General features: G+C 34.5%; 16 protein-coding genes. 4 read left to right on the forward strand and 12 right to left on the reverse strand.

What is annotated here, in order from left to right; all coding sequences use genetic code 11:
• Window positions 1–6 precede the first annotated feature (6 nt).
• A complete protein-coding gene (locus tag OLM54_RS09075; protein ID WP_264538265.1) occupies window positions 7–1,932 on the forward strand; it encodes an OmpA family protein in 1,926 nt (641 codons plus the stop codon).
• A 128-nt stretch (window positions 1,933–2,060) separates the two neighbouring features.
• On the opposite strand, the gene OLM54_RS09080 is transcribed toward OLM54_RS09075, so the two are convergent.
• The 7 genes from OLM54_RS09080 to pyrR form a co-directional block, all read right to left on the reverse strand.
• On the reverse strand, window positions 2,061–2,570 hold the full coding sequence (locus tag OLM54_RS09080; RefSeq protein ID WP_264538266.1) for a CAP domain-containing protein: 510 nt from the start codon (window positions 2,568–2,570) through the stop codon (window positions 2,061–2,063).
• Window positions 2,571–2,736: 166 nt separating this feature from the next.
• A complete protein-coding gene (gene pdxH, locus OLM54_RS09085) occupies window positions 2,737–3,381 on the reverse strand; it encodes a pyridoxamine 5'-phosphate oxidase (RefSeq protein WP_264538267.1) in 645 nt (214 codons plus the stop codon).
• 89 nt (window positions 3,382–3,470) lie between these two features.
• Window positions 3,471–4,379, reverse strand: a complete 909-nt coding sequence (locus OLM54_RS09090; protein WP_264538268.1) for a ribonuclease Z — start codon at window positions 4,377–4,379, stop codon at window positions 3,471–3,473.
• A 131-nt stretch (window positions 4,380–4,510) separates the two neighbouring features.
• Window positions 4,511–4,843, reverse strand: a complete 333-nt coding sequence (locus OLM54_RS09095; RefSeq protein WP_264538269.1) for a ribonuclease Z — start codon at window positions 4,841–4,843, stop codon at window positions 4,511–4,513.
• 177 nt (window positions 4,844–5,020) lie between these two features.
• Entirely contained in the window at window positions 5,021–5,947 is a 927-nt protein-coding gene (locus OLM54_RS09100) for an aspartate carbamoyltransferase catalytic subunit (RefSeq protein WP_029273654.1), read from the reverse strand.
• A gap of 82 nt (window positions 5,948–6,029) precedes the next feature.
• Window positions 6,030–6,671 (reverse strand): DUF6891 domain-containing protein, encoded by a 642-nt coding sequence (locus tag OLM54_RS09105; RefSeq protein ID WP_264538270.1) that lies wholly within the window; start codon window positions 6,669–6,671, stop codon window positions 6,030–6,032.
• Window positions 6,672–6,781: 110 nt separating this feature from the next.
• Window positions 6,782–7,321 carry a bifunctional pyr operon transcriptional regulator/uracil phosphoribosyltransferase PyrR gene (gene pyrR / locus OLM54_RS09110; protein WP_264538271.1) on the reverse strand — a complete coding sequence of 180 codons (540 nt, stop codon included), beginning with the start codon at window positions 7,319–7,321 and terminating at the stop codon, window positions 6,782–6,784.
• 314 nt (window positions 7,322–7,635) lie between these two features.
• On the opposite strand from pyrR, the gene OLM54_RS09115 reads away from it, so the two are divergent.
• Together OLM54_RS09115 and OLM54_RS09120 are read left to right on the forward strand one after the other, a co-directional pair.
• Window positions 7,636–9,009 (forward strand): PIG-L deacetylase family protein, encoded by a 1,374-nt coding sequence (locus OLM54_RS09115; protein WP_264538272.1) that lies wholly within the window; start codon window positions 7,636–7,638, stop codon window positions 9,007–9,009.
• A 128-nt stretch (window positions 9,010–9,137) separates the two neighbouring features.
• Complete coding sequence (locus OLM54_RS09120; protein WP_264538273.1) at window positions 9,138–9,308, forward strand: hypothetical protein; 171 nt, start codon at window positions 9,138–9,140, stop codon at window positions 9,306–9,308.
• 60 nt (window positions 9,309–9,368) lie between these two features.
• Here OLM54_RS09120 and OLM54_RS09125 read toward each other — a convergent pair whose 3' ends face one another.
• Window positions 9,369–10,988: an ABC-F family ATP-binding cassette domain-containing protein gene (locus tag OLM54_RS09125; protein ID WP_264538274.1), complete on the reverse strand. Its 1,620-nt coding sequence runs from the start codon at window positions 10,986–10,988 to the stop codon at window positions 9,369–9,371.
• Window positions 10,989–11,201: 213 nt separating this feature from the next.
• Here OLM54_RS09125 and OLM54_RS09130 point away from each other — a divergent pair, with 213 nt between their 5' ends.
• On the forward strand, window positions 11,202–12,185 hold the full coding sequence (locus tag OLM54_RS09130) for a virulence RhuM family protein (RefSeq protein WP_264538275.1): 984 nt from the start codon (window positions 11,202–11,204) through the stop codon (window positions 12,183–12,185).
• A gap of 14 nt (window positions 12,186–12,199) precedes the next feature.
• Here the strand turns inward: OLM54_RS09130 and OLM54_RS09135 are convergent, their stop codons facing one another.
• The 4 genes from OLM54_RS09135 to nagB all read right to left on the reverse strand — a co-directional run bounded on the left by OLM54_RS09135 (window position 12,200) and on the right by nagB (window position 22,690).
• Window positions 12,200–12,970 (reverse strand): TlpA family protein disulfide reductase, encoded by a 771-nt coding sequence (locus OLM54_RS09135; RefSeq protein WP_264538276.1) that lies wholly within the window; start codon window positions 12,968–12,970, stop codon window positions 12,200–12,202.
• Between the two features lie 324 nt (window positions 12,971–13,294).
• Complete coding sequence (chiA, locus tag OLM54_RS09140) at window positions 13,295–18,025, reverse strand: T9SS-translocated chitinase ChiA (RefSeq protein WP_264538277.1); 4,731 nt, start codon at window positions 18,023–18,025, stop codon at window positions 13,295–13,297.
• 504 nt (window positions 18,026–18,529) lie between these two features.
• Window positions 18,530–20,596: a beta-N-acetylhexosaminidase gene (locus tag OLM54_RS09145; protein ID WP_264538278.1), complete on the reverse strand. Its 2,067-nt coding sequence runs from the start codon at window positions 20,594–20,596 to the stop codon at window positions 18,530–18,532.
• A gap of 156 nt (window positions 20,597–20,752) precedes the next feature.
• Complete coding sequence (gene nagB / locus OLM54_RS09150) at window positions 20,753–22,690, reverse strand: glucosamine-6-phosphate deaminase (RefSeq protein ID WP_264538279.1); 1,938 nt, start codon at window positions 22,688–22,690, stop codon at window positions 20,753–20,755.
• Between the last annotated feature and the right edge of the window lie 35 nt (window positions 22,691–22,725).

Raw genomic sequence — 22,725 nt, forward strand, 5'->3', positions numbered from 1 at the left:
TTAATCATGAAAAATTATACACTCTTTTGCATCATTATTTTTAGTTTTATTGCACTCGAAGGCAATGCGCAACAGGCGAAAATAAAAACAGCCAATAAAGAATATGATACATATGCGTATGTCGATGTGATAAAAACGTATGAAAAGGTAGCCTTAAAAGGATACAAATCTGAAGATATGTTTAAAAAACTGGGAAACTCCTATTATTTCAATTCAGATTTTGAAGGGGCGACAAAATGGTACGATGAATTATTTGCTATGAATACCCCTGTTGAACCGGAATATTATTACCGATATGCGCAATCATTAAAATCGACCGGACAAATTGAAAAAGCCAATAAAGTTATGAATGAGTTTATCCTTAAATCTAAAGATGATAGCCGGGGAAAACTTTATAATGAAGATGTAAATTATCTCGATCAGATAAAAGCCAATTCCGGACGTTATACAATTGAAGATGCGGGCATAAATTCTAAATACTCAGATTATGGAACTTTTGTTTACAATAAAAAGATATATTTTTCATCGGCAAGAGATACCGGAAATTTTACGCAGCGCAAACACACCTGGACAGGCGAATATTTTACTAATCTTTATACTTCAGATATTGATTCAGGCAAAGTAAAAAAAATTAAAGGCGTATTAAATTCTAAATTTCATGAAGCCTCACCTGCTTTTACAAAAGATGGTAAAACAGTTTATTTTACCAGAAACAATTATGTTGACGGAAAAAAAGGAAAAAACGAAAACAAAATTACATTAGTAAAACTCTATAAAGCCACTTTTGAAAATGATAAATGGACTAATATAACGGCGCTTCCTTTTACGAGTAACAATTACACTACGGCACATCCTGCGCTTAGTCCGGATGAAAAAACCTTATATTTTTCATCGGATATGCCCGGTACGTTAGGGCAATCTGATATTTATAAAGTAAGCATAAATGATAACGGTGCAACTTATGGTAGTCCGGTAAATTTAGGTGCAACAATTAATACGGAAGGAAAAGAGACATTTCCGTTTATAACCGATGAAAACGAAATCTATTTCTCATCAGATGGTCGGCCCGGACTTGGAGGATTAGATGTTTATGTAGGAAAACTTGAAGATAACGGAACTGTAACTTCTATACAAAATGTTGGTGCAGATGTTAATTCTCCGCAAGATGATTTTGCTTATGTAATTGATCCGGTTTCCCGAAAAGGTTATTTTAGTTCTAATAAAAATGGCGGACAAGGTTCTGATGATATTTATAAATTTCTCGAAACCAAAAAACTGCAATGTATTCAGGAATTAAGCGGAGTTATAACAGATGCGGAAACAGGAATTATTCTTCCGGAATCTAAAATTACTTTATATGAAAATCAAATCGTAAAAAACACCACAATTTCTGATGCTTCCGGCACTTATTATTTTCCTGTAGAATGTGGAAAAATGTATAATGTAAGAGCCGAAAAAGAAAATTTTACCACAAAAGAACTTACGATTACAATTGGAAAATTAACCGGAAAAACCAATTTGCCAATTGCACTTGACAAAGCAAAATGTAAAGTAACTGTTGGCGATGATCTTGGAAAATGTTTTGCTATAAAAATGATTTATTTTGATTTGGATAAATCCGATATTCGAACAGAAGCGGCTTTAGATCTGGAAAAAATATTGGATGTACTCAATAATAATCCAACAATGAAACTCGATATACGTTCGCATACCGACAGCCGACAAACGCATAAATACAATGAGGCTTTGTCTGACCGAAGAGCAAAATCGACGATTAACTGGTTAATTAAAAACGGAATTACAGCTAACAGACTTAAAGGCAAAGGATTTGGAGAAGCCCAACTGGTTAATAACTGTTCTGACGGTGTAAATTGCACCGAAGATCAACATCAGGCAAACAGACGAAGTGAATTTATTATCACTGCTTTATAATTATTAAACGTGTAAAGCTGCCTAAAATGGGCAGCTTTACTAAAAAAACAATAAAAAAAAATAAAAAAATCGTTGTAACTCTAAAAAAGAGCTACAACGACTAACTAAAAAACCAGTCCAATAATTTTTTAAATTTTAGCGAATATATTCGTGTAATATTTTTTACCGGAAGCATCTGTCGTTACAGCCAAACCAAAATGAGTATAATTTCCTTCGATATTCTCTTTGTGTCCAGCGCTTTCTAACCAGCCTTTTACAACAGCTGCAGATGTTTTATAATTGTAAGCAACGTTTTCGCCTACTTTTTTTGCGCCTAATAATTTCATGATATTTTCAGAACGCGCTACAAAATCATTATGGTTTACGACATTATTTTCGATCATATATTTATTATGCTCTTCACATTTATAAGAGATATGATTGATTTTTTCAAGCGCATTTAAACCAATGCTTACTCTATATTCGTTTATTAATTTCATGGTTTCCAGCTCTGCATCGTTATACGCATAGCTTGTAACAAGAGTTTGTTCTGTAGTGGCAGTATCTTCTTGACTTCCTTCGGCAGTGTCAGCAGTACACGAGTTCATTGTAATGCTTATTACAATGAACGTCGCGATGCTGCATATCATCTTTTTCATAATCAAATGGTAGTTAATTTTTAAAGTAAATGTTGGGGCAAATGCTTTATATTTAGATGATATAATTTTCTAATTCTTTGTCAAACATATTTAATTTATCGGTAAACTACAAAAATAATCGATGAACTACATATTTAAAGTTTAAAATAATATATTTTTCTTACAACTAAGAAGATAGGCGTTCAATCTTCCAGGAGAAATCAGATTGGCTTTGATAACGAATTCTGTCGTGTAATCTGTTTGGTCTTCCCTGCCAGAATTCAACTTCTAAAGGAGTTACTAAATATCCTCCCCAGTTCTCCGGTCTCGGAATTGATTTTCCTTCAAATTCTGCTTCTAATTTCTTTAAATTTTCTTCCAGAAAAGTTCTTGACGGAATGACTTCACTTTGGTTCGAAACAATAGCGCCCAATTTGCTTCCGTCAGGACGAGAATCAAAATAACCGTCTGAGATATTTTCAGAAGTTCTCTGGGCAATTCCTTTAATAATAACCTGACGTTCCATTTCCTGCCAAAAAAAAGACAGACAAACATGCGGGTTTGCCGCAATTGCTTTTCCTTTTTCCGAATTATAATTGGTATAAAAAATAAATCCTTCCTCTGAGAATTTCTTCAATAAGACAACTCTCGATTTCGGAAAACCATCCAAACCAATAGTCGAAACCGTCATCGCATTTACTTCTCCGCTTGCACCAAAATCCTCTACTTCATGAAACCATCGGTTAAAAAGATTAATGGGATCTTCGGGAATATTAGTTTCTAATAATTCGCTTTTCTCGTAAGACTTTCTATAATTGCTTAAATCATTCATTTTTTCTAATGTTAAATGTTAGATGTTAAAAGTTAGATCGAATACGTTACAAAGTACTTATAACTTTTAACATCTAACATTTAACTTTTTTACTCAAAATCAAAAGAAACCCCGTCGTCGCCTAAAAGCACATTTGGGAAAATTTCCTGAGCTTCCTCTTTAAAACGCTCAATACCGTCATATCGTGTGGAGTAATGTCCTAAAACCAATTGTTTCGCATTTGCTTTAAGTGCAATTGTTGCCGCTTCTTTTGCTGTTGAATGCAATGTTTTTAACGCTAAAGGAGCTTCTGATTCTAAAAAGGTAGATTCGTGGTATAAAATATCTACATTTTTTATTATTGGGATAATCGCTTCATTATAAACGGTATCAGAACAAAATGCATAACTCATTGCCGGAATCGGATCGAAAGATAATTTCTTATTTTCGATTACAGTTCCGTCATCAAGCGTAACATCTCCGCCGTTTTTTATTTTTTGATAATAAGCCGTATGAATATCATATTGCTGAACAGCATCTACATTTAATTTTCGTTCTCCGGGTTTTTCCTGAAACAAAAATCCGTTTGTATAAACACGGTGTTTTAACGGAATCGTTTTTACAATTACTCTGTTATCTTCAAAAATAACTTCACTTTTATCTGATTCTAATTCATGGAAAAATAAATCATACGTTGTCCATGAATTCGATAATCGCAATTGCAATGTTATGATTTCCTTTACTCCTTTTGGTCCATAAATATGTAAATCTGTAGTTCGTCCTAAAAGTGCAAAAGTCGAGATAGTGCCAATCAATCCAAAAAAGTGATCACCATGCAAATGCGAAATAAAAATGTGATTAATTTTCGAGAATTTAATTTTGTTTTTTCGCAATTGAACTTGGGTTCCTTCGCCGCAATCAATCAAAAACAATCTGTTTTTAATTTCTAAAACCTGCGAAGTCGGGTTGGTAATTGTTCTGGGAGTTGCGGCATAACAGCCAAGTATGGTGAGCTTCATTTGTAATTTTAGATTGTTGATTTTAGATTTTAGATTGATGAACTTAAAATTTCAGATTCAGTATTAAAAATCTAATAAATAATCCCGCAATGTTGGGGAAAAATCTAAAATCTGAACTCTAAAATCTAAAATTAAAACCCGAGGTCTCTTTCGATTTCTTCCATTTCGATAATATCATGCGCTTCTAAAAGAGAAGGAACGACAGTTAATTTATCCGAAACAGCATTGAAATCAAGTTCAGAAACTACAATTACAAAAGATTTTTTTGCTTTTTTTTGTTGCTTCGAAAGTGGTAAAAAAAGTTTTAAATCACTTTCAGATAAATTAGAATTGGCAGACAAATCAATTATAACATTTTGTTTTTCATAGGTTTTAAACTGCTGCGTAACGTTATCAAAAAAAGATTTAAAATCTCTCTGAGTATCTTTAATCGTAACAGTATGTCCTTTTTGATCTACTTTCATTTTAATATATGGGGGCTAATATAAAAACAATAATTTGAGAGCTAAGGTACGAAGTTTTTTTATTTTTTATTTTTAGTTTCAAATTTCAGGTTTCAGGTTTCAAAGTTTCATGTTTCAGGTTCTAAGCTTAGCGTTCCAAAACTTGAAACTTGAAACCTGAAACAAAATAAACCAACTCTACTGAATCTTAGACGCCAAAAGATAAATCACCGCCATTCTGATTGCAACTCCATTCTCAACCTGATTTAAAATTACCGAATGATCAGAATCGGCAACTTCAGAAGTAATCTCTACTCCTCTGTTGATTGGTCCGGGGTGCATGATGACGATTTCTTTTCCAAGAGAATCCAATAATGGTTTATCGACTCCGTATTGTTGTGCATATTCACGTGTTGACGGGAAGAAGTTGACATCCATACGTTCGTTTTGTACACGAAGCATATTTGCAACATCGCACCATTCTAATGCTTTTCTAAGATTTGGTTCAACCGTAACTCCAAGTGATTCTATATATCTTGGAATCAGTGTTTTTGGTCCGCAAACTTTAACTTCTGCGCCTTGCATCTGCAAAGCATATATGTTGGATAAGGCAACTCTTGAATGAAGAATATCGCCTACAATAACGACTTTTTTTCCGGCAACATCGCCTAATTTTTCTCTGATAGAATAACTGTCCAATAAAGCCTGCGTTGGATGTTCGTGTGCTCCGTCTCCGGCATTTACGATACTGGCTTTGACATTTTTAGATAAAAAATAAGCCGCTCCGGGGTTGGAGTGGCGCATTACAACCATGTCAACTTTCATGGAAAGGATATTGTTTACAGTATCAATTAAGGTTTCACCTTTTTTAACCGATGACTGTGCGGCAGAAAAACTAATAACATCTGCCGATAATCTTTTTTGGGCTAACTCAAACGAGAGTTTTGTTCTGGTACTGTTTTCGAAGAAAATATTGGCAATCGTAATATCTCGTAATGAAGGAACTTTTTTAATTGGTCGGTTAATGACTTCTTTAAAATGATCTGCCGTTTCAAAAATTAGGTTAATATCATTCTCGTTGATGTATTTAATTCCTAATAAATGATTTACGCTTAATTCTTTCATTTTTGTTTGTTTAATATTTATGTGTCAAATTCCTGAATTTCTGAAACTTTCAGTTCTTCAATATCTTTAAGAGTTGCTGTTTTTATTGAACCATTCTGTCTACAACTTCACTGTAATCCTGCAGATCTCTTGCATCTTCATCAAAAAGCTTCTGCCATCTGAAACCCGGAATTTCAATTTTAGTTCTTGCAGAGCCATCCCATTTTATTTTAAAATCGTTATTTATTAAAACTTCGGCAACTCGTTTTCCTATTTCTATTGTAATTGTATCATTAGTATTATCCACCTTTTGAAAAGCAATATACAAACCCGGATCTTCAACTGCGATTGCTCTTGCTAAATCCTGTTCGTGATAAAAACAATAACCATCAGACTCGACTTCATTTTCCTGCAAATCTCTTTCAACCTCAACTACTTCATATTCACCGTCGGTTGTGGTATAACCTGCTTTGTGAAGCGCGATTATGTTTTCATCGCATAATTCATCAAACGCTTTTATTAGCTTTTCAGTATCGGTTGGACTTTTCCATTGTTTACTTTCTGCAAGTAACTTTTGGTATTCTTCTCTTACTTTATCAAAAGCCCATTCTTCTGAGATTTCGTCGCCAAATTCGTTGTCTTCAATTTCTTCAAGGATATTTTCCTGAATCTCATCAAGCGAAAGAAATCCCATTCTGACCTGATTAAAAATTGATTCATAAATAAACGCTTCGTTCTCTGTCATTTTTTTGTTTATTCGGTTATTTGTTGATTTGTTTAACCGTTGATTTGTTGATTTGTTTAATCGTCTCGTTTTTGCGATTAAACGGTTAAACGATTTATCGATTAAACATTTTAATTTGTTACTAAATGAACAACATCTTCTCCGTCATTTTCTTTCCAGCTCACTCTTACTTTTTCACCATTAATTGCATCTACCTGACGACCGCGATAATCGGGCTGAATTGGTAAATTACGGCTAAAACGTCTGTCGATTAACACTAACAATTCAATTTCTGAAGGTCGCCCAAAAGACTGAATTGCGGTTAAGGCAGAACGAATGCTTCGTCCGGTAAACAAAACGTCATCGATAAAAATGACTTTTTTGTTTTCGACTATAAAATTTATTTGTGTTTTATTGGCTTCAAGCGGTTTATCAGTGCGACGAAAATCATCTCTAAAAAAAGTGATGTCCAGATATCCCAAAGAAATTTCAGGTCTCTGATATTCGTTTTCTAATATTTGTTTTAAACGTTCAGCTAAAAAAACGCCTCTCGGCTGAATTCCGATTAAAATGGTATCGGAGAAATCAAGGTGTTTTTCGATTAACTGACAAGCCAAACGATGGAGTATGATAGTAACTTCTTTTGAATTAAGTAATACTTTTTGGCTCATAATTAAGTGTAATGTTTGGTTGGGCAAATATACGAAATCAGAATTTATTTGTTGGGGTATTATAAATACAAATATTTTTTTTTGAGTTGAGTGGATTTTAAGGTTCAGAATTCGTTTTTTGGAACAGACTTAATCTCCTTTTTTTTCTTATAGAATTATTTCTCCTTCATTAGTAAAATCTTTAAAAATAAGAAAAATAAGAAATTACTTATTTTTACGAATATCGCATCATTATTTAACATACATTTAAATACCTAAAAAACAGGTGTTTACATAGTGTTTATTTCTAATTATTAATTTTTAAAAATTAAATCATGAACAAAAAATTACATCTAACAAAACTAAGTATTAAAGTAGGTACAATAATGTGTCTTTTATTTTTGTTTTCATGCTCTGCTGATACAAGTGATAGTGAATCTGAAGTTAAAACAGCAAATACAGCAAAAAGTTCACAAAAATCGAATGCTTTATTGATTGCAAAAAAAATATTAATATTGGCGCCTCATAATGATGATGAAGCATTGGGATGCGCAGGAATTATAGAACAGGCAATAGCTAACGGCGATCAGGTAAAAGTTGTAGTTGCTGTATGTTATAATAATAGCAGCCGAATTCAGGAAACAATAAATGCGATGGCTTCATTAGGCGTTAGTTCATCTGATTTGATTTTTTTGGGTTATCCTGATTGGGGAAAGAGTTACAGTGTGTCATTTCTATACAAATTGTATTATGCCGCCAGCGAAACTACTGCAATTGGTACCGGAACTACAAAAGGTTTTGAGCCTGGATTTCCAGATTACCATTATACAAAATTTGGTTCTCATGCTCCATATACCAAGGCTTCATTTCGTCAGGATATAGGATCGATCATAAATGACTATTTACCTACGGAAGTTTATGTAACCAGTTTTTATGATTTGCATGGGGATCATTCGGCATTTTATTCATTTGCAAAAGATGCCATCATTAACGCAGGTTATCCAACCTCTCTTTTTACTTATTTAATTCACGATAAAAATGAGCAGGATACTTCTAATTATTGGCCTGAAAGAGAAACATCCTTGTCGTCTGCAATGAGAGCTTATAATGCCCCTGGATTTTCATCGCAGGTACCAGCATTGGACTGGACTAAAAAGATATTGGTACCAGTACCTGCTGATATGCTGCTTTTGCCGCGAAATCTAAACCGAAAAACAAAATGTATTGCCCTGTATCCTTCTCAAAATCCGGCAGCCGGCAATAACTACCTTTATTCTTTTGTAAAAACCGATGAATTATTCTGGAAAGAAGATTTTCCGGTGGTAATACCTGATCCCGTAAAACTAGATGATCGTACACCAACTATTACATATTCAGGAACCTGGGGTAATGCATCCGGTTCCAATTATTTTATGTCTACAGCAAAGTATAGTACAACCGCTGCCAGTTACAGTCAGCTTACATTTACCGGTACCACTATTAAATGGTATGGTGTACTTGGATCAGACCACGGAAAAGCCGATGTATATATTGATAATGTTCTCGATTCGACTGTAGATTGTTATGGCAGTGGCTGGACCGCAAATTATTTACTTTATACAAAAACAGGACTGTCTGGCGGTTCTCATACCATTAAAGTTGTAGTAAGAAGTGATAAAAATCCTTCTTCGACTAATAAATATATTGAAATTGATTCTTTTGACTATTGATAAATAGTGCCAAATATTAGAACTTTCTAATTAAATTGTGTAAAACATTTTTTTGCTGATTAAAGTAATTTTATTCTACGATAATTAGAATACAAAATTCTTTTTAAAACAATTAAAAAAGCAAAATCATGCAAAAGAACATTACACGTTTGTTAATGGTATTCGTAATACTGTTTTCATTTACAAGTTGCGAAGTTATTGGAGATATTTTTCAAGCCGGAATGGGAGTCGGAATATTTATCGTGATTTTTGTAATCGCCATAATTATCTGGATCTTTACCAGGTTTTTCAAAAAATAAAACATAAAAAAATCCCGCTATGAAAATAACGGGATTTCTTTTTTTATGTAAAAAATAGAGTTACAAATTATACATTTTCTTTCTTAATTCCTGAATTTTTTCATCATCAAGATATTCATCAAATGTCATGTAACGGTCGATTGCTCCGTTTGGTGTTAACTCCACTACTCTATTACCTACAGTTTGTGCAAACTCGTGGTCATGTGTGGTGAAAATCACAGATCCTTTAAAGTTTTTCAACGAGTTATTGAAAGCTGTAATCGACTCCAAATCTAAGTGATTTGTTGGCTCATCAAGCATTAGTATATTCGCGCGTTCCATCATCATTCTTGATAACATACAACGTACTTTTTCTCCTCCTGATAACACACGGCTTGTTTTTAAAGCTTCTTCTCCGGAGAAAATCATTTTCCCTAAGAAACCTCTAATGAAAACCTCATCACGCTCTTCTTCTGTTTTTGCATATTGACGCAACCAGTCTACCAATGTCAAATCGTTTTCGAAAAATGAGTGATTTTCTGCCGGTAAATAAGCTTGGTTTGTTGTAATTCCCCAATCAAAAGTTCCTGCGTCTGCTTTTTGATTGTTATTTAAAATTTCGTAGAATGCTGTTGTAGCACGCGAATCTTTTGAGAAAAGAACGATTTTATCTCCTTTTGCCATATTCAGGTTTACACCTTTAAATAAAAGATCACCTTCAACAGAAGCTTCTAAATTTTCAACATTCAAAATCTGATCTCCTGCTTCACGATCCTGATCAAAAATGATCGCCGGATAACGACGGCTTGAAGGTTTAATATCTGAAATATTTAATTTAGAAATCATTTTTTTACGTGAAGTTGCTTGTTTAGACTTTGCAACGTTGGCGCTAAAACGACGAATAAATTCTTCTAATTCCTGTTTCTTTTCTTCTGCTTTTTTGTTTTGCTGTGCACGTTGTTTTGCTGCTAATTGGCTAGACTCGTACCAGAATGTATAGTTTCCTGAATAGTGATTAATTTTTCCAAAATCAATATCCGAAATATGTGTACAAACCGAATCTAAAAAGTGACGGTCGTGAGATACTACAATTACAGTATTTTCATAGTTTGCCAAGAAGTTTTCTAACCAGGCAATTGTCTCGAAATCCAAGTCATTGGTAGGCTCATCCATAATAAGCAAATCAGGATTTCCAAAAAGTGCCTGTGCCAAAAGGACACGAACTTTAATTTTTCCCTCAAGATCGCCCATTAATGTATAATGGTGTTCTTCGTTGATTCCTAAGTTAGACAACATCGAAGCGGCATCAGAATCTGCATTCCAGCCGTTCATTTCTTCAAACTGAACCTGAAGTTCTCCAATTCTGTCTGCGTTTTTATCGTTGTAGTCTAAATAAAGTTCATCCATTTCTTTTTTAACAGCGTACAGAACTTTATTTCCCATCAAAACAGTTTCCAAAACCGTATGCTCGTCGAACATGTTGTGATTTTGGTTCAAAACCGACATACGTTTTCCCGGTTCTAAATGAATGTGACCGGAAGTTGGGTCGATATCGCCTGAAATGATTTTTAGAAAAGTTGATTTTCCAGCACCATTGGCTCCAATAACTCCATAAATATTTCCGTGTGTGAATGTGGTATTTACTTCGTCAAACAAAATTCGTTTGCCAAATTGAACTGATAAATTATTGACTGTTAACATGAATGTCTTTTTAATTAATTTGGTGCAAAAGTACGGAAAAAGGTTCTAAGTTGCAAAGGTACAAAGGGTCGAAGTTTTTTTATTGCAAACACTTATTTTTCCACCATATAAGTTATGTAAGTTCATTTAAACTAAACTTATATTTTCTTACATAACTTATATGGTTTAATAATTACAATTTTGATTACCTTCACTTTTATTTTATTCAAAATTATGCAGGCGCCAATTTTATTATATCAAACCACTCAAACCAATATCGAAGTCGAAGTAACGTATCTTGATGAGAGTTTTTGGCTCTCGCAAAAAGCAATGGCTCAATTATTTGGTATTGAATCAAATACAGTAACATATCATTTAGGAAAAATACTGAAATCTAACGAATTAGATAAAGACTCAGTTACTCGAAAAATTCGAGCAACTGCATCAGATGGTAAAAATTACAGCACATTATTTTACAATCTCGATGCTATTATTGCAGTTGGCTACAGAGTAAATTCGAGCCAGGCTACTCAATTTAGAATTTGGGCAACCAAAACACTAAAAGAATTTATCATCAAGGGATTTGTTTTAAATGATGAAATGCTAAAAAACGGAAAAGCTTTTGGTAAAGATTATTTTGAAGAATTACTGGAACGAATTCGCGAAATCCGTTCTTCTGAAAGGCGATTTTATCAAAAAATAACCGATATCTATTCTCTTTCTGCAAATTATGAGAAAGACAGTATTGAAACTAAAGCTTTTTTTGCAACGGTACAAAATAAACTACATTGGGCAATAACCGGTAAAACTGCTGCTGAAATCATTTATTCGGAAGCCGATGCCACCAAAATTTATATGGGACTTTCGACATGGAAAGATGCGCCTGACGGAAAAATTCTAAAAAGTGATGTTAGTGTTGCTAAAAACTATTTGAATGATGCACATATTCAAGAGCTTAATAGAATTGTTTCAGCATATTTAGATTTAGCTGAAAATTACGCCAAAAGACAGATTATCATGCAAATGGAAGATTGGACTATCTTTTTAAACAATTTTCTACAACTTTCCAATTATCCAATTTTGAATGATAAAGGTAAAATTTCTCATTTGGAAGCAAAAATTAAAGCTGAAATGGAGTTTGATAAATACCGAATTATTCAGGACAGAGAATATATATCTGATTTTGATAGGGAAATATTAAAACTGAATAAAAAATAACTTTACTAAAATAACTACAGTTTACTTTCTTTCGCCAAAGCTACTTCTAAACTTTCGAAATTGGGTAAAACTTTCGAAATCAAACCTTCTTTATTCAGGATAAAATGTGTTGGAAAAGCATTCAAATCAAGTGTTTCATTCATGTAAATTTTCATATCCGGAATTACGGAATAGGATAATGGTTTTCTTGCCAGAAATGTTTTTAATTGTTCCGGTGAATCTTCGGCAAGGCTTATAAAAAGAATGTCTTTTCGGTCTTTGTATTCTTCTGTTAAACGATTTACTTGCGGAAATTCTCTTATACAAGGCGTACAGTGAATGTACCAGCATTTAATTACGATGATTTTTCCTTTCATCGATTCGTTTGAAACTACGTTTCCATCTAAATCTTTAAATGAGAATTTTGGAAATGCAGTGCCTCCCATTTTATAGTTTTTGTAAGCATCAAAACCAATTTGATTGATGGTTGCTTTTATACTTGTATCTGATTTTGGCTGAATTTTAAACAACTTGTAATAATAAATCGAATCGTCTGATTTTAATCTGATTGGAATAAAATTTCCGTTTGCCATTTGATCTAAAAATGATTCTTTTGAGGTTTCTTTTGAAAGAGGATCTAATGCTACAAAATCTCTTGAAAGCATGATTTTTTTGCTTTGATATGCTGACCAATCGTTGAAGTTTTTCTGAATTTGAATGGGATCAATTTCCGGATTTCCGTATTTGGTTTGGGCGAAAGTTGACGTGAGTATTAGAAATAATATGATGGTGATTGTTTTTTTCATTTTTAGAGGAATAATTGGGTATCAAAAGTACTTAAAATTTTTCACGCAGATTTGGCAGATTAAGCAGATTTTTTATTCGCGTTTTTTGTGATCTCTCCTCCGTCGAGATGACAAAAATGAGTCTTACCTCATTTTAAACCATAAAAAAACCCGGCAATAATTGCCGGGTTCATAATGCTCTCCTTCAGGTGAAAACCAAATAACAAATCACCTAAATTCAATGCATTTATTCGAAATAAAAACCAGATTAAAAAATAAATAACCAAACTCAATTTTAACCGTCCCAATTTTTCTATTTCTAAATTTTACATTCATTGTTAAACTTTAGTTTAAAAAGTTCATGACTTTGAATGATTTTTTGTTTCCTGCTTTGTCTGTTACTACAACTATGAATATTTGCTTCGTTGCGAAACTTTGGTTTTGCAGTAAAATTTCTTTATTATTCTGAACGTTTTGGTGGTTTACCAAAGTTTGTCCAATTGTATTAAATACGTCTACGTGTGCAATGTCCTCGGTTTCATTTGTTACCGTTAAGGCATTGTTTTTAAAGTAAACAATTGTGTTGCTTTTTGCTTCAATTTTTTCAACTGCTAATGTTTTTCCTGCTGATGCAAAATAAGCGGCATAGGCTTTAGATAATTCAGATGAATTACCACAAGAAGATGCATCCCAGTTTACAGACCAAGTCATTAAACCTCTTAAAGAAGGATATGGTCCGCCTGGCTGCATAGTGTATGTTCTTCCTGAAAAAGTGGTTCCGGTTCTTAAATAATTCATAGCACTAATTCCTTCTGCCGGTGTTAAATAACCGCTGCCTGCTGCACTTGGACAAGCTGGTAATGCAATAAGAACTTTTGATGCCGGTAAACCATCAAAATGCATTCCTGTTGTAGCAATGTTATATCCTTTTATCACCATATCAGTCAGGGCAGTTACCATGTTTGCTTTTTTAGCTGAACCATAATATTGACCATCTAATCCGTTTTCTCCTCCTGTATTATACAATTGTACCGCTAACAAATCTAGTTCATTACGCAAGTTTTGAATGATTGGAAGGAACGAACCAAAAGTATCTGTATAGGTAGAATATCCTCCTTGTACGTATTGTGTTTCCGGAGCTGCAGTTAATAAAAACCCAGTGCCATAGTAAGCTTTTAATTCTTTGAAAGCATCTACTACGTTTTTTAATCTTGGATAAGCAGAAATACCTGCATAAGAAATATCTCTTAATCCTCCTGCATTAAAATTCATCGATCCGCCTTCAAAATCAATATCAACTCCATCAAATTGATACTCGTCGATAATTGCTTTCAGACCATTAACAAAAATATTTTTTTGAGTTACATTGTCTAAAACAACATGTCCATTTTGACCTCCGATAGAGACAATAACAGGAACGCCGCTATCTCTTAATGATTTTATATCATTTTTCAATAATTGCTTATTGAAAACACCATTAGTCAAATATCTGGTGTCGTTTGTAGTTAATATTGGTGTGTAACCATCACGATTAACTGTTTCTACGAATGAATAATCGACTACGTTAAACTTACTTCCAACCATTTGAGAAAAATATAAAAACGGAGCTGAAGCATTTTCCCAAGAGTGTGCGTATCCTAAAATAATTTTAGATGGAAGCGGGATAAATCTATTCGTGCTCACCGGAGCAATTTTAATTGTGTTGTTTAATGTAGTTACACCAGATTGATTATCGGTTGCTTTGATGACAACTGGATAATCCTGATAAGCAGTTGGTGTAAAATTATACGTATAGATATTATTTGCACCCGCTGTCATGTTAAATGTACCTCCGTTTATTGTAATGGTAACTCCTGAAACTGATCCGTTACTATCGACAGCTGTAACTGAAATTGGCACAACCTGAAAAGAACTTTGGTTTACAGTGGTATTCGATGGTGAATTCCAAGTAATTACAGGTAATGAATTTGGGCAGTTTGCACCTGAACAAGTTAATGTAAAACTATATGTTTTTGCATCTGTTGTTCCGTTTGATGCAGTGGCCGTAACGGTTAATGTATGACTAAGCGAAAACTGATTTGCTGCCGGTGTCCAAACTGATGTGTAAGTTCCCGAAGAATTGGTAGCACTCAAAGTTTGTCCATCTAAACTAAATACAACAGATGAAATTGTAGTGGCATCTGCAGCACTTAATCCAACACTTGCAACAAAATTAATTGATGACCCTAAATTTATAGCAATTGCCGAAGCTGTTGGCGCTGTAATGGTAACCACCGGTTTAGTCGCAACCACCGCTTGTCTATTAAAATTATAAACTGTTGGGCTTGTTGGAACTGCAAAATTGGCTAAGTTATTTGGATAATAAGTCACTTCACCATTTTCCCATGAATTCAATTTCAAACTTAAAATTTGTGTATAACCTGCTACAACTGAGTTATCGAAAGTATAATTTCCTGATGCATCTGTTGTTGCTAAAACACTTTTCCAGTTATGTGTATTATCTGTCCACGGTAAAACGATTTCTACTTTTGCTCCTGCTACTGCAACTGTTCCGTTTTTAACGCTTCCGCTAATTAAGTTGGCAAGAACTTGTGCTGATTTTGCAGTCGCACTTGTATTAAAGTTGTAAACTGTTGGGTTTGCAGGAACTGCAAAATTCGCCAGATTGTTTGGATAATAGGTTGTTTCTGCGTTTTCCCAAGTGTTTAATTTTAAACTTGTAATGGTTGTATAACCTGCTACAACTGAATTATCAAAGCTGTATTTTCCTTGTGCATCTGTTACAGCAATAACACTTTTCCAGTTGTGTGTACTATCTGTCCAGGGTAAAACGATTTCTACTTTTGCACCAGCAACCGGAGTTGTTCCGTTTTTAACTGTTCCGCTGATTTTGTTTGTAGGTGTTACAATAACATCTTGCGTAAAGTTTAATGTTTTGTTGGCTGTTAGATTGGTATAAACTGTTGAAGCCGGCGTATACGTTTGTCCTGCCAAAGCTGCTGTTACGGTATAATTTCCGCCTGACGGTAAATTAGCAATTGTATAAACTCCGCTTGAATTTGTAGTTGCTGTAAAAGTTCCGGCTGTTGAAGTTGCCGTTATTGTTACTCCTGAAACTGGTGTTGTATTGTTTAAAACGGATCCGCTTACGGTGTAATAAACAATTGGTGCGCCTTGAGCAAAATTCAACGTTTTGTTAGAATCAATTACGTTATAAACTGTTGAAGTTGGTGTGTAAGAGAATCCTGTTTTTGCAGCTGTAACGGTAAAGTTTAGTCCGGCTGTTAAACCTGCAACGCTGTAAACTCCGCTTGCATTAGAAACTGCTGTTAAAACTGTAGATCCTGAAGTTGCTGTAACTGTAACACCAGAAACTCCTGTTGTTCCGTTAAGAACTGTTCCGCTAACTGTATATAAAGGCTGAGTTCCATTAATAACAACTCCTGTTTGGTTCGTTGTTACATTGGTTAACGTTACGGGAGTAAAAGTATAAGTGGCTTTTAAAGCTGTAAGTATATAATTTTGTCCCGAAGTTAAATTACTGAACGTGAAATTTCCTCCTGTAGAAACTACTGTTTGCAATACTACATTGCTTGCGTTTCTTAATTCAACGGTAACATTTGGTACTAAAGCTGATCCGTTTTTTACTGAACCTGCAATACTTACTGTTCCCGGAACAACGCTTCCGAATGATGTATCTACCTGTGTTAATAAGGAGTTTGGAATTGAACCTCTTGTATCCTGAGATAATTCCCAAACCATACCTCCGGCAAGATTTCTCGATTTAATATACTGCACTTTTAAATCCATCGATTGTTTATCTTCATAAGAGATGAACTGTTTTAAAGTAGCATTGTATAAGTAAGGAACTTTTGTGGTGTTATCAAAGTAACGCACCCATCCTGCAGAAGCTGCGGCTGGTGTAACCAACATGGTGTTTGGATCTAAATAAGCGTGTGAATTGGTAACGGGATTTCCGACTAAATCGCAAATTTCGATACTTCCTGATTTTTCGCAAGCTGCCGGTCCGTCCCATGTTCCTGTTGGATTTTGCGGATTTGTACATCCTGCAACAACATCTCTTGGAGCTGAAACGAATAATCCATTTGTTGAATTTGTCGCTACATGATCAAATTTTTTCCCGTAAAAAGGCAATCCCATGATTAATTTATTCGCAGGAAAACCAACAACATTCAAGTATTGATTTGTTAATTCGTCTAATGATTCTGATTGTGTTGCTCCATAAAGCGGATCATTTGTGTTTCCACTTGCATACAAAGGGGCATTGTAGCATGTTTTATCATACCAGTTTCCACCAAAATCATATCCAAAATAAGTAATGTAATCACAATACGTCGAAATGTCTTCTGTCATTCCGTATTGTGCTCTGTTTGATGGTCCTAAATATTGCGAAGCCACTTTACGAACATTGTTTCCGGCAGCAATCGAGATTAATTTATTTGGCATTGCCTGACGCATTGCTTTCAATAAATACACTAAATTTTTGTTGTCGTCCGGGCTGTACTTTTGCGGAGGAATTGGTGCTCCGTTAATTACTTCAGTACCGTCTGTTCCACCAGAAAGAGGATACTCCCAGTCAATGTCGAATCCGTCAATAAAAGGATACGTAACAATGAAGTTTGCCATATCTGCAGCCAAAGCGGCTCTTGCAACGGGACTTGCTGCAATTGGAGAAAGATCCTGACCTTTTGTCCATCCTCCAACAGAAATTAAAATTTTAAGATGCGGGTACTTTTCTTTTAATTTTTTCAAATCATAAAAATTCCCTTTTACAGGAGCATCCCACGGTATTCCGCCTTCCATATGCTCAAAATCAGCATAGGTGTCCAAACATAACAACTTTGTATTCTCCGGATGTGCGGGATCATAAGTTGTTCCATAAAAAGAATAATTCAAATGCGTAATTTTACTTCCATCTATCTTGGGAACGTTGAAATCCCTTGCATAAATAGACCATTGCGCATAGTACCCTACTACTTTTTTACCGTGGGCTGGTTGGGCCAGGGCAAGTAAGGGAAACAGTAACAAAAAAAGCAATCTGTAATAATGTTTCATAGTTAATTAATATTGGTTAATAGAAAATAAATATTCCAATTACAATACTTTACATACCAACAAAGCATGCAAACAGAATAACCGGGATTCAAGAACTGCAATCGAAAAACATGCAATCCGTTGGAAATTAATTCATATTACGTTCTATAAATAAATATTACTATTACTGATTCTACCATAATCTTAGCAAATAGTATTGATTGATATTTATGTATAATTCTTTTAAAAATTAGTATTACATACAAATGATAAATTTGGGATAACTCATCAATCTAAATACTTGGTTTTGTCATGTTTTTATTCTTACTTTATTTGGTTTTTTAAGGTTAATACTCTTTTAATGGTTATTTTTTAATGATTTTATTGGTTAATTTTTTTAAAGTTTGAAAATTTTTTTTGTCCGAAGTTTTACTATAATTACCTCTACTGAAGTTTTGCAGTAGAGATAATTAAAATTCTAAACAGGTAACATAAACTTACTAAACACTAATTCAAACCAAACTTTTATATTAATTTCTTTAAGCTTGCATAAACTGCGAGCTCAACATCTGCGTGATCTTTTGTGTTACATTGTTCGATTAAACGCTGCAAATCCTCCAATTTTAAAGTCGATTTATTATCTAAAACAAGCAGCAATTCCTGCGATGCATCATTTAATTTTTTCGATAAAGGTAAAATTGGCTGTACTAGCGGCGCTGTGGAACTCAACTCAACCAAACCTTTATTTACGGCAATCCATTTGTTTAAAAATCCTGCTACTTTTGCTTTATTTTCAGCCGTTTTATTGGTCTGATATTGTGTTACGGCATCATCAAACGCCAAAGCATCTTTCGCATCCGGCGTGCATGCATCTGCAAAAAGTGTAAACGGCGAATACATTTGATATTCTGTTCCGCCTTTATTTCTTGTATATCCTTTTAACGGTTCGCAAACATTCGTGAATTCGTTAAGCGATTTTATATTTTGGTTATTGGCAATATTTCTTAAAATAACGGCTCTGTTGCGAATGTGCGTTAATCCAAGTTCTTCTAATCTAAAAGAAACTGTTTCAAGACGTTTGCGCATGCTTGCCAAATCTGTAATATCTTCTGCAGACCAAAGTCTTTCTGCAATTGCGGCTGTTCTTGGCCAAAGTCTTGAATCTATTGTTGTTGGTGTTGCAAGTTCTGTCCACATTGTAGCTTCTCCGCCCAAAATTCTTGCTTTTTCTTCGGCCGTTAAATCGGCACCTTTTGGCATTGGATCATTTAAATAATGACTTGCAATTGGGTACATCAAATCGATATAATATCCGTTTGATAATACTGTCTTGTATCCTTTTTTTACTGCATCTGTCAAAGATTGTCCTGCAACCATTCCTTCATTTGGTCCTCTCCAGGAATGAATAATGGCTTCTTTTGACATGTTTTTGGTCAAAATTTCTTCCCATCCCATTAATTGCTTTCCGTGTTTTTTAAGCATCGGAACTAATTGCATGGTAAAATATGTTTGCAATTCGTGGTTTGTGGCTAATTTATTTTTCTTTTTAAACTCCTGGATTTTCGGGTTTGCATCCCAATCTTTCCCCTCATTTTCATCTCCCCCGATATGAAAATAAGCTCCGGGAAATAAAGGGCAAACCTCATCAAAAAGTTCACTTAATAACTGATATGTTTTAGGATTTGAAGGATCTAATGTTGGCGAAAAAATACCTGCATTTCTTTCAACTCCATAGGTCGCAATTGCGGTTCCCTGAATATTTTTTTCTGAAGTTCCGCCTGTCAGCGTAATCACTTTGCTGCCAATTTCCGGATACGCCGTAAGAATTGCAGTTCCGTGACCGGGAACATCTATTTCCGGAACGATCAAAATACCGCGCTCATCTGCATATTTTACGATATTTCTAATTTCCTCTTGTGTGTAATACATTCCATCCGAAGCTAATTCGATTAACTTAGTATGTTTTTTCATTTCGATTCTCCAACCCTGATCGTCTACCAAATGCCAGTGAAAAACATTCATTTTCATGGCAGCAAGTCCGTCGATATTTCTTTTGATAACATCTACCGGCTGAAAATGTCTTGCAGCGTCAATCATTAAACCTCTCCATGTAAATCTTGGAAAATCTGAAATTTGTGAGTTAGGGAAATAAAATGAGGTATTATTATTCTGCAGCATCTGCAATAACGTTTCAAGGCCGTGTAAAGCGCCTAAATCGCTGGTTGCATTGATTGTAATTTTATTTTGAGCGATGTCTAAATGATAACTTTCGTCTTCATACAAACCAATTTTTCCGCTTTTGGTACAGTTTATCTGAAGTTCGGCATCCGGAGCTTCATTTAATTTTGTAATGAAACCTTGTTGAAAAAAGATACCGGTTCTACCATCTAGGCGGCGTAAAAAACGAGTTACTCCTCCAAAAATTCTTGGATTTGGATTTCCGGTAATGTTTACTTTAAAGTTTTTATTTAAAGCAAAATTTCCGTCGTTTAAAACAACACTTTGAGGCCACGGCATAAGATTTAGCTGCTCTTTCTGGATCTGAGCACTAGAAGTTACACCTGCTAGTAGTAGGACTAATAAATATTTCATTTTTATTTTTTTGAAAAGATGTTACCGAAGCAACATTAATAATATAAGGAAAACAAATTCAGAAAGACTTTCAAGAAACCCTCACAATTGCTATGAAAGCCGATCTGAATTTTGTGGTTTGATTCGCTCTCACCCGAATCCTTTTTAAAAACAACGCTAATAGTCAAAACGCTTAAACGCCTCGATAGCTTCGTACTCAGCCAAACCTAGTTCATCATATAAGATGGCTGTATTTTTGTTACGATCTTCTGCCCTAACCCAAAATTCCCTGGAGTCATTTCCCTGAAACATTACTCTGTCTTTTTGTGATTGGTGGTATAAAATCGCGTGTCGTTTTAATAATACTTCTGATGGAGAAAGCGGAACAGCCATATCAATTTCGTGAATGTCCCATTCGTGCCACGCTCCTCTGTAAAGCCATAACCAGCAATCATCCATGTATTTTTCAGGTTTTAATTGCTTCATGGCTGCAAAAATCGCATTTAAACATACTTCATGTGTTCCGTGCGGATCTGCCAAATCTCCTGCTGCAAATACCTGATGTGGTTTTATTTTGGCAATAATATCTTTTACAATGGCAATATCTTCTGGCCCTAGCGGATTTTTCTTAACCTGTCCTGTTTCATAAAACGGAAGATCGAGAAAGTGTGTGTTTTCATCTTTTAAGCCAATGTATCTTGTTGCTGCATACGATTCTCGTCTTCTTATAAGTCCTTTTAATTTTCGAACTTCTAAGGAGTCGATTTGATTTTCTGATTTGCTATTCAAAAATTCAATTACAGATTTAAAGTTTATGCCACTTCCTGCTTCACCAACAAAATCTTTGGCAACTTCAGCAAATTTTAAGGCTTCGTCGTCTGTAACAGCTATATTTCCGGAGGTTTGATATACTACGTGTACATCGTGACCTTGTTTTATCAATTTTGAAAAAGTTCCTCCCATAGAAATCACATCATCATCCGGATGCGGACTAAAAAGAATCACTCGTTTTTTTGCAGGATTTGCTCTTTCCGGACGATGTGAATCGTCTGTGTTTGGTTTTCCACCCGGCCATCCTGTGATGGTATGCTGCAATACGTTGAACATATTGATGTTCAAATCATAAGCAGAACCTTCTTGTGCCAATAGATCAGACATTCCGTTATTGTTGTAATCACGGTCTGTTAATTTTAATATGGATTGTTTTGTTTTTTGGCATAACCAAACAATCGCTTTGCTTTTTAATTCTTGTGTCCAAATACATTCTCCAACAAGCCATGGCGTTTTAAAACGCGTTAATTCTACAGCTGCAGACTGGTCTAAAACGAAAGTCGCATTTGGGTGGTTTTGTAAAAATGTTGCGGGAACTTCTGAACTGATATCTCCCTGTATGGTTCTTTTAATGATATCGGCTTTGTTTTGTCCCCAAGCCATTAATACGATTCTTTTTGATCTCATGATGGTAGAAACTCCCATGGTAATCGCTCTTTTTGGAACGTTGTCTATACCATTAAAATCTGACGAGGCATCTACTCTTGTAATATGATCCAGTGTAATAATTCTTGTACCGGAGTTAATGTGCGATCCCGGTTCGTTAAAACCTACGTGACCTGTACGCCCAATTCCTAATAATTGAAAATCAAGTCCGCCAACACTTTTAATATTCATTTCATAATCAATACAGTATTGATTTAACTCATCTATAGCGACATTACCATCCGGAATATTAACGTTTTCCGGTTTAATATCAATATGATTAAAAAGATGCTGGTGCATGAAATAGTGGTAGCTCTGATTGTTTTCTCTTGTCATTGGATAATATTCATCCAGATTAAAAGTGATTACATTGCTAAAACTAAGGCCTTCTTCTCTGTGCATTCTCACTAATTCTTCGTACACTTTTATAGGAGATGAACCTGTTGCCAAACCTAACACACAAGCTTTATTTTTTTCTTGTTTGGTTCTGATCAATTGTGCAATTTCCTGGGCAACAATTATCGAAGCTTCGGCAGAACTTTTGAAAATTTCGTTATGAATTTTTTCGAATCTGGTCTCTTCAAATTTTCCTGCACTTTTATAGCTGATATCAGGTTTTATTTCTAAAGCACTTTTCATTTTTTCCTTTTTATAGTAATTACCGTTTTGGTTTT

The sequence above is a fragment of the Flavobacterium sp. N1736 genome (assembly GCF_025947065.1).
GTDB lineage: Bacteria > Bacteroidota > Bacteroidia > Flavobacteriales > Flavobacteriaceae > Flavobacterium.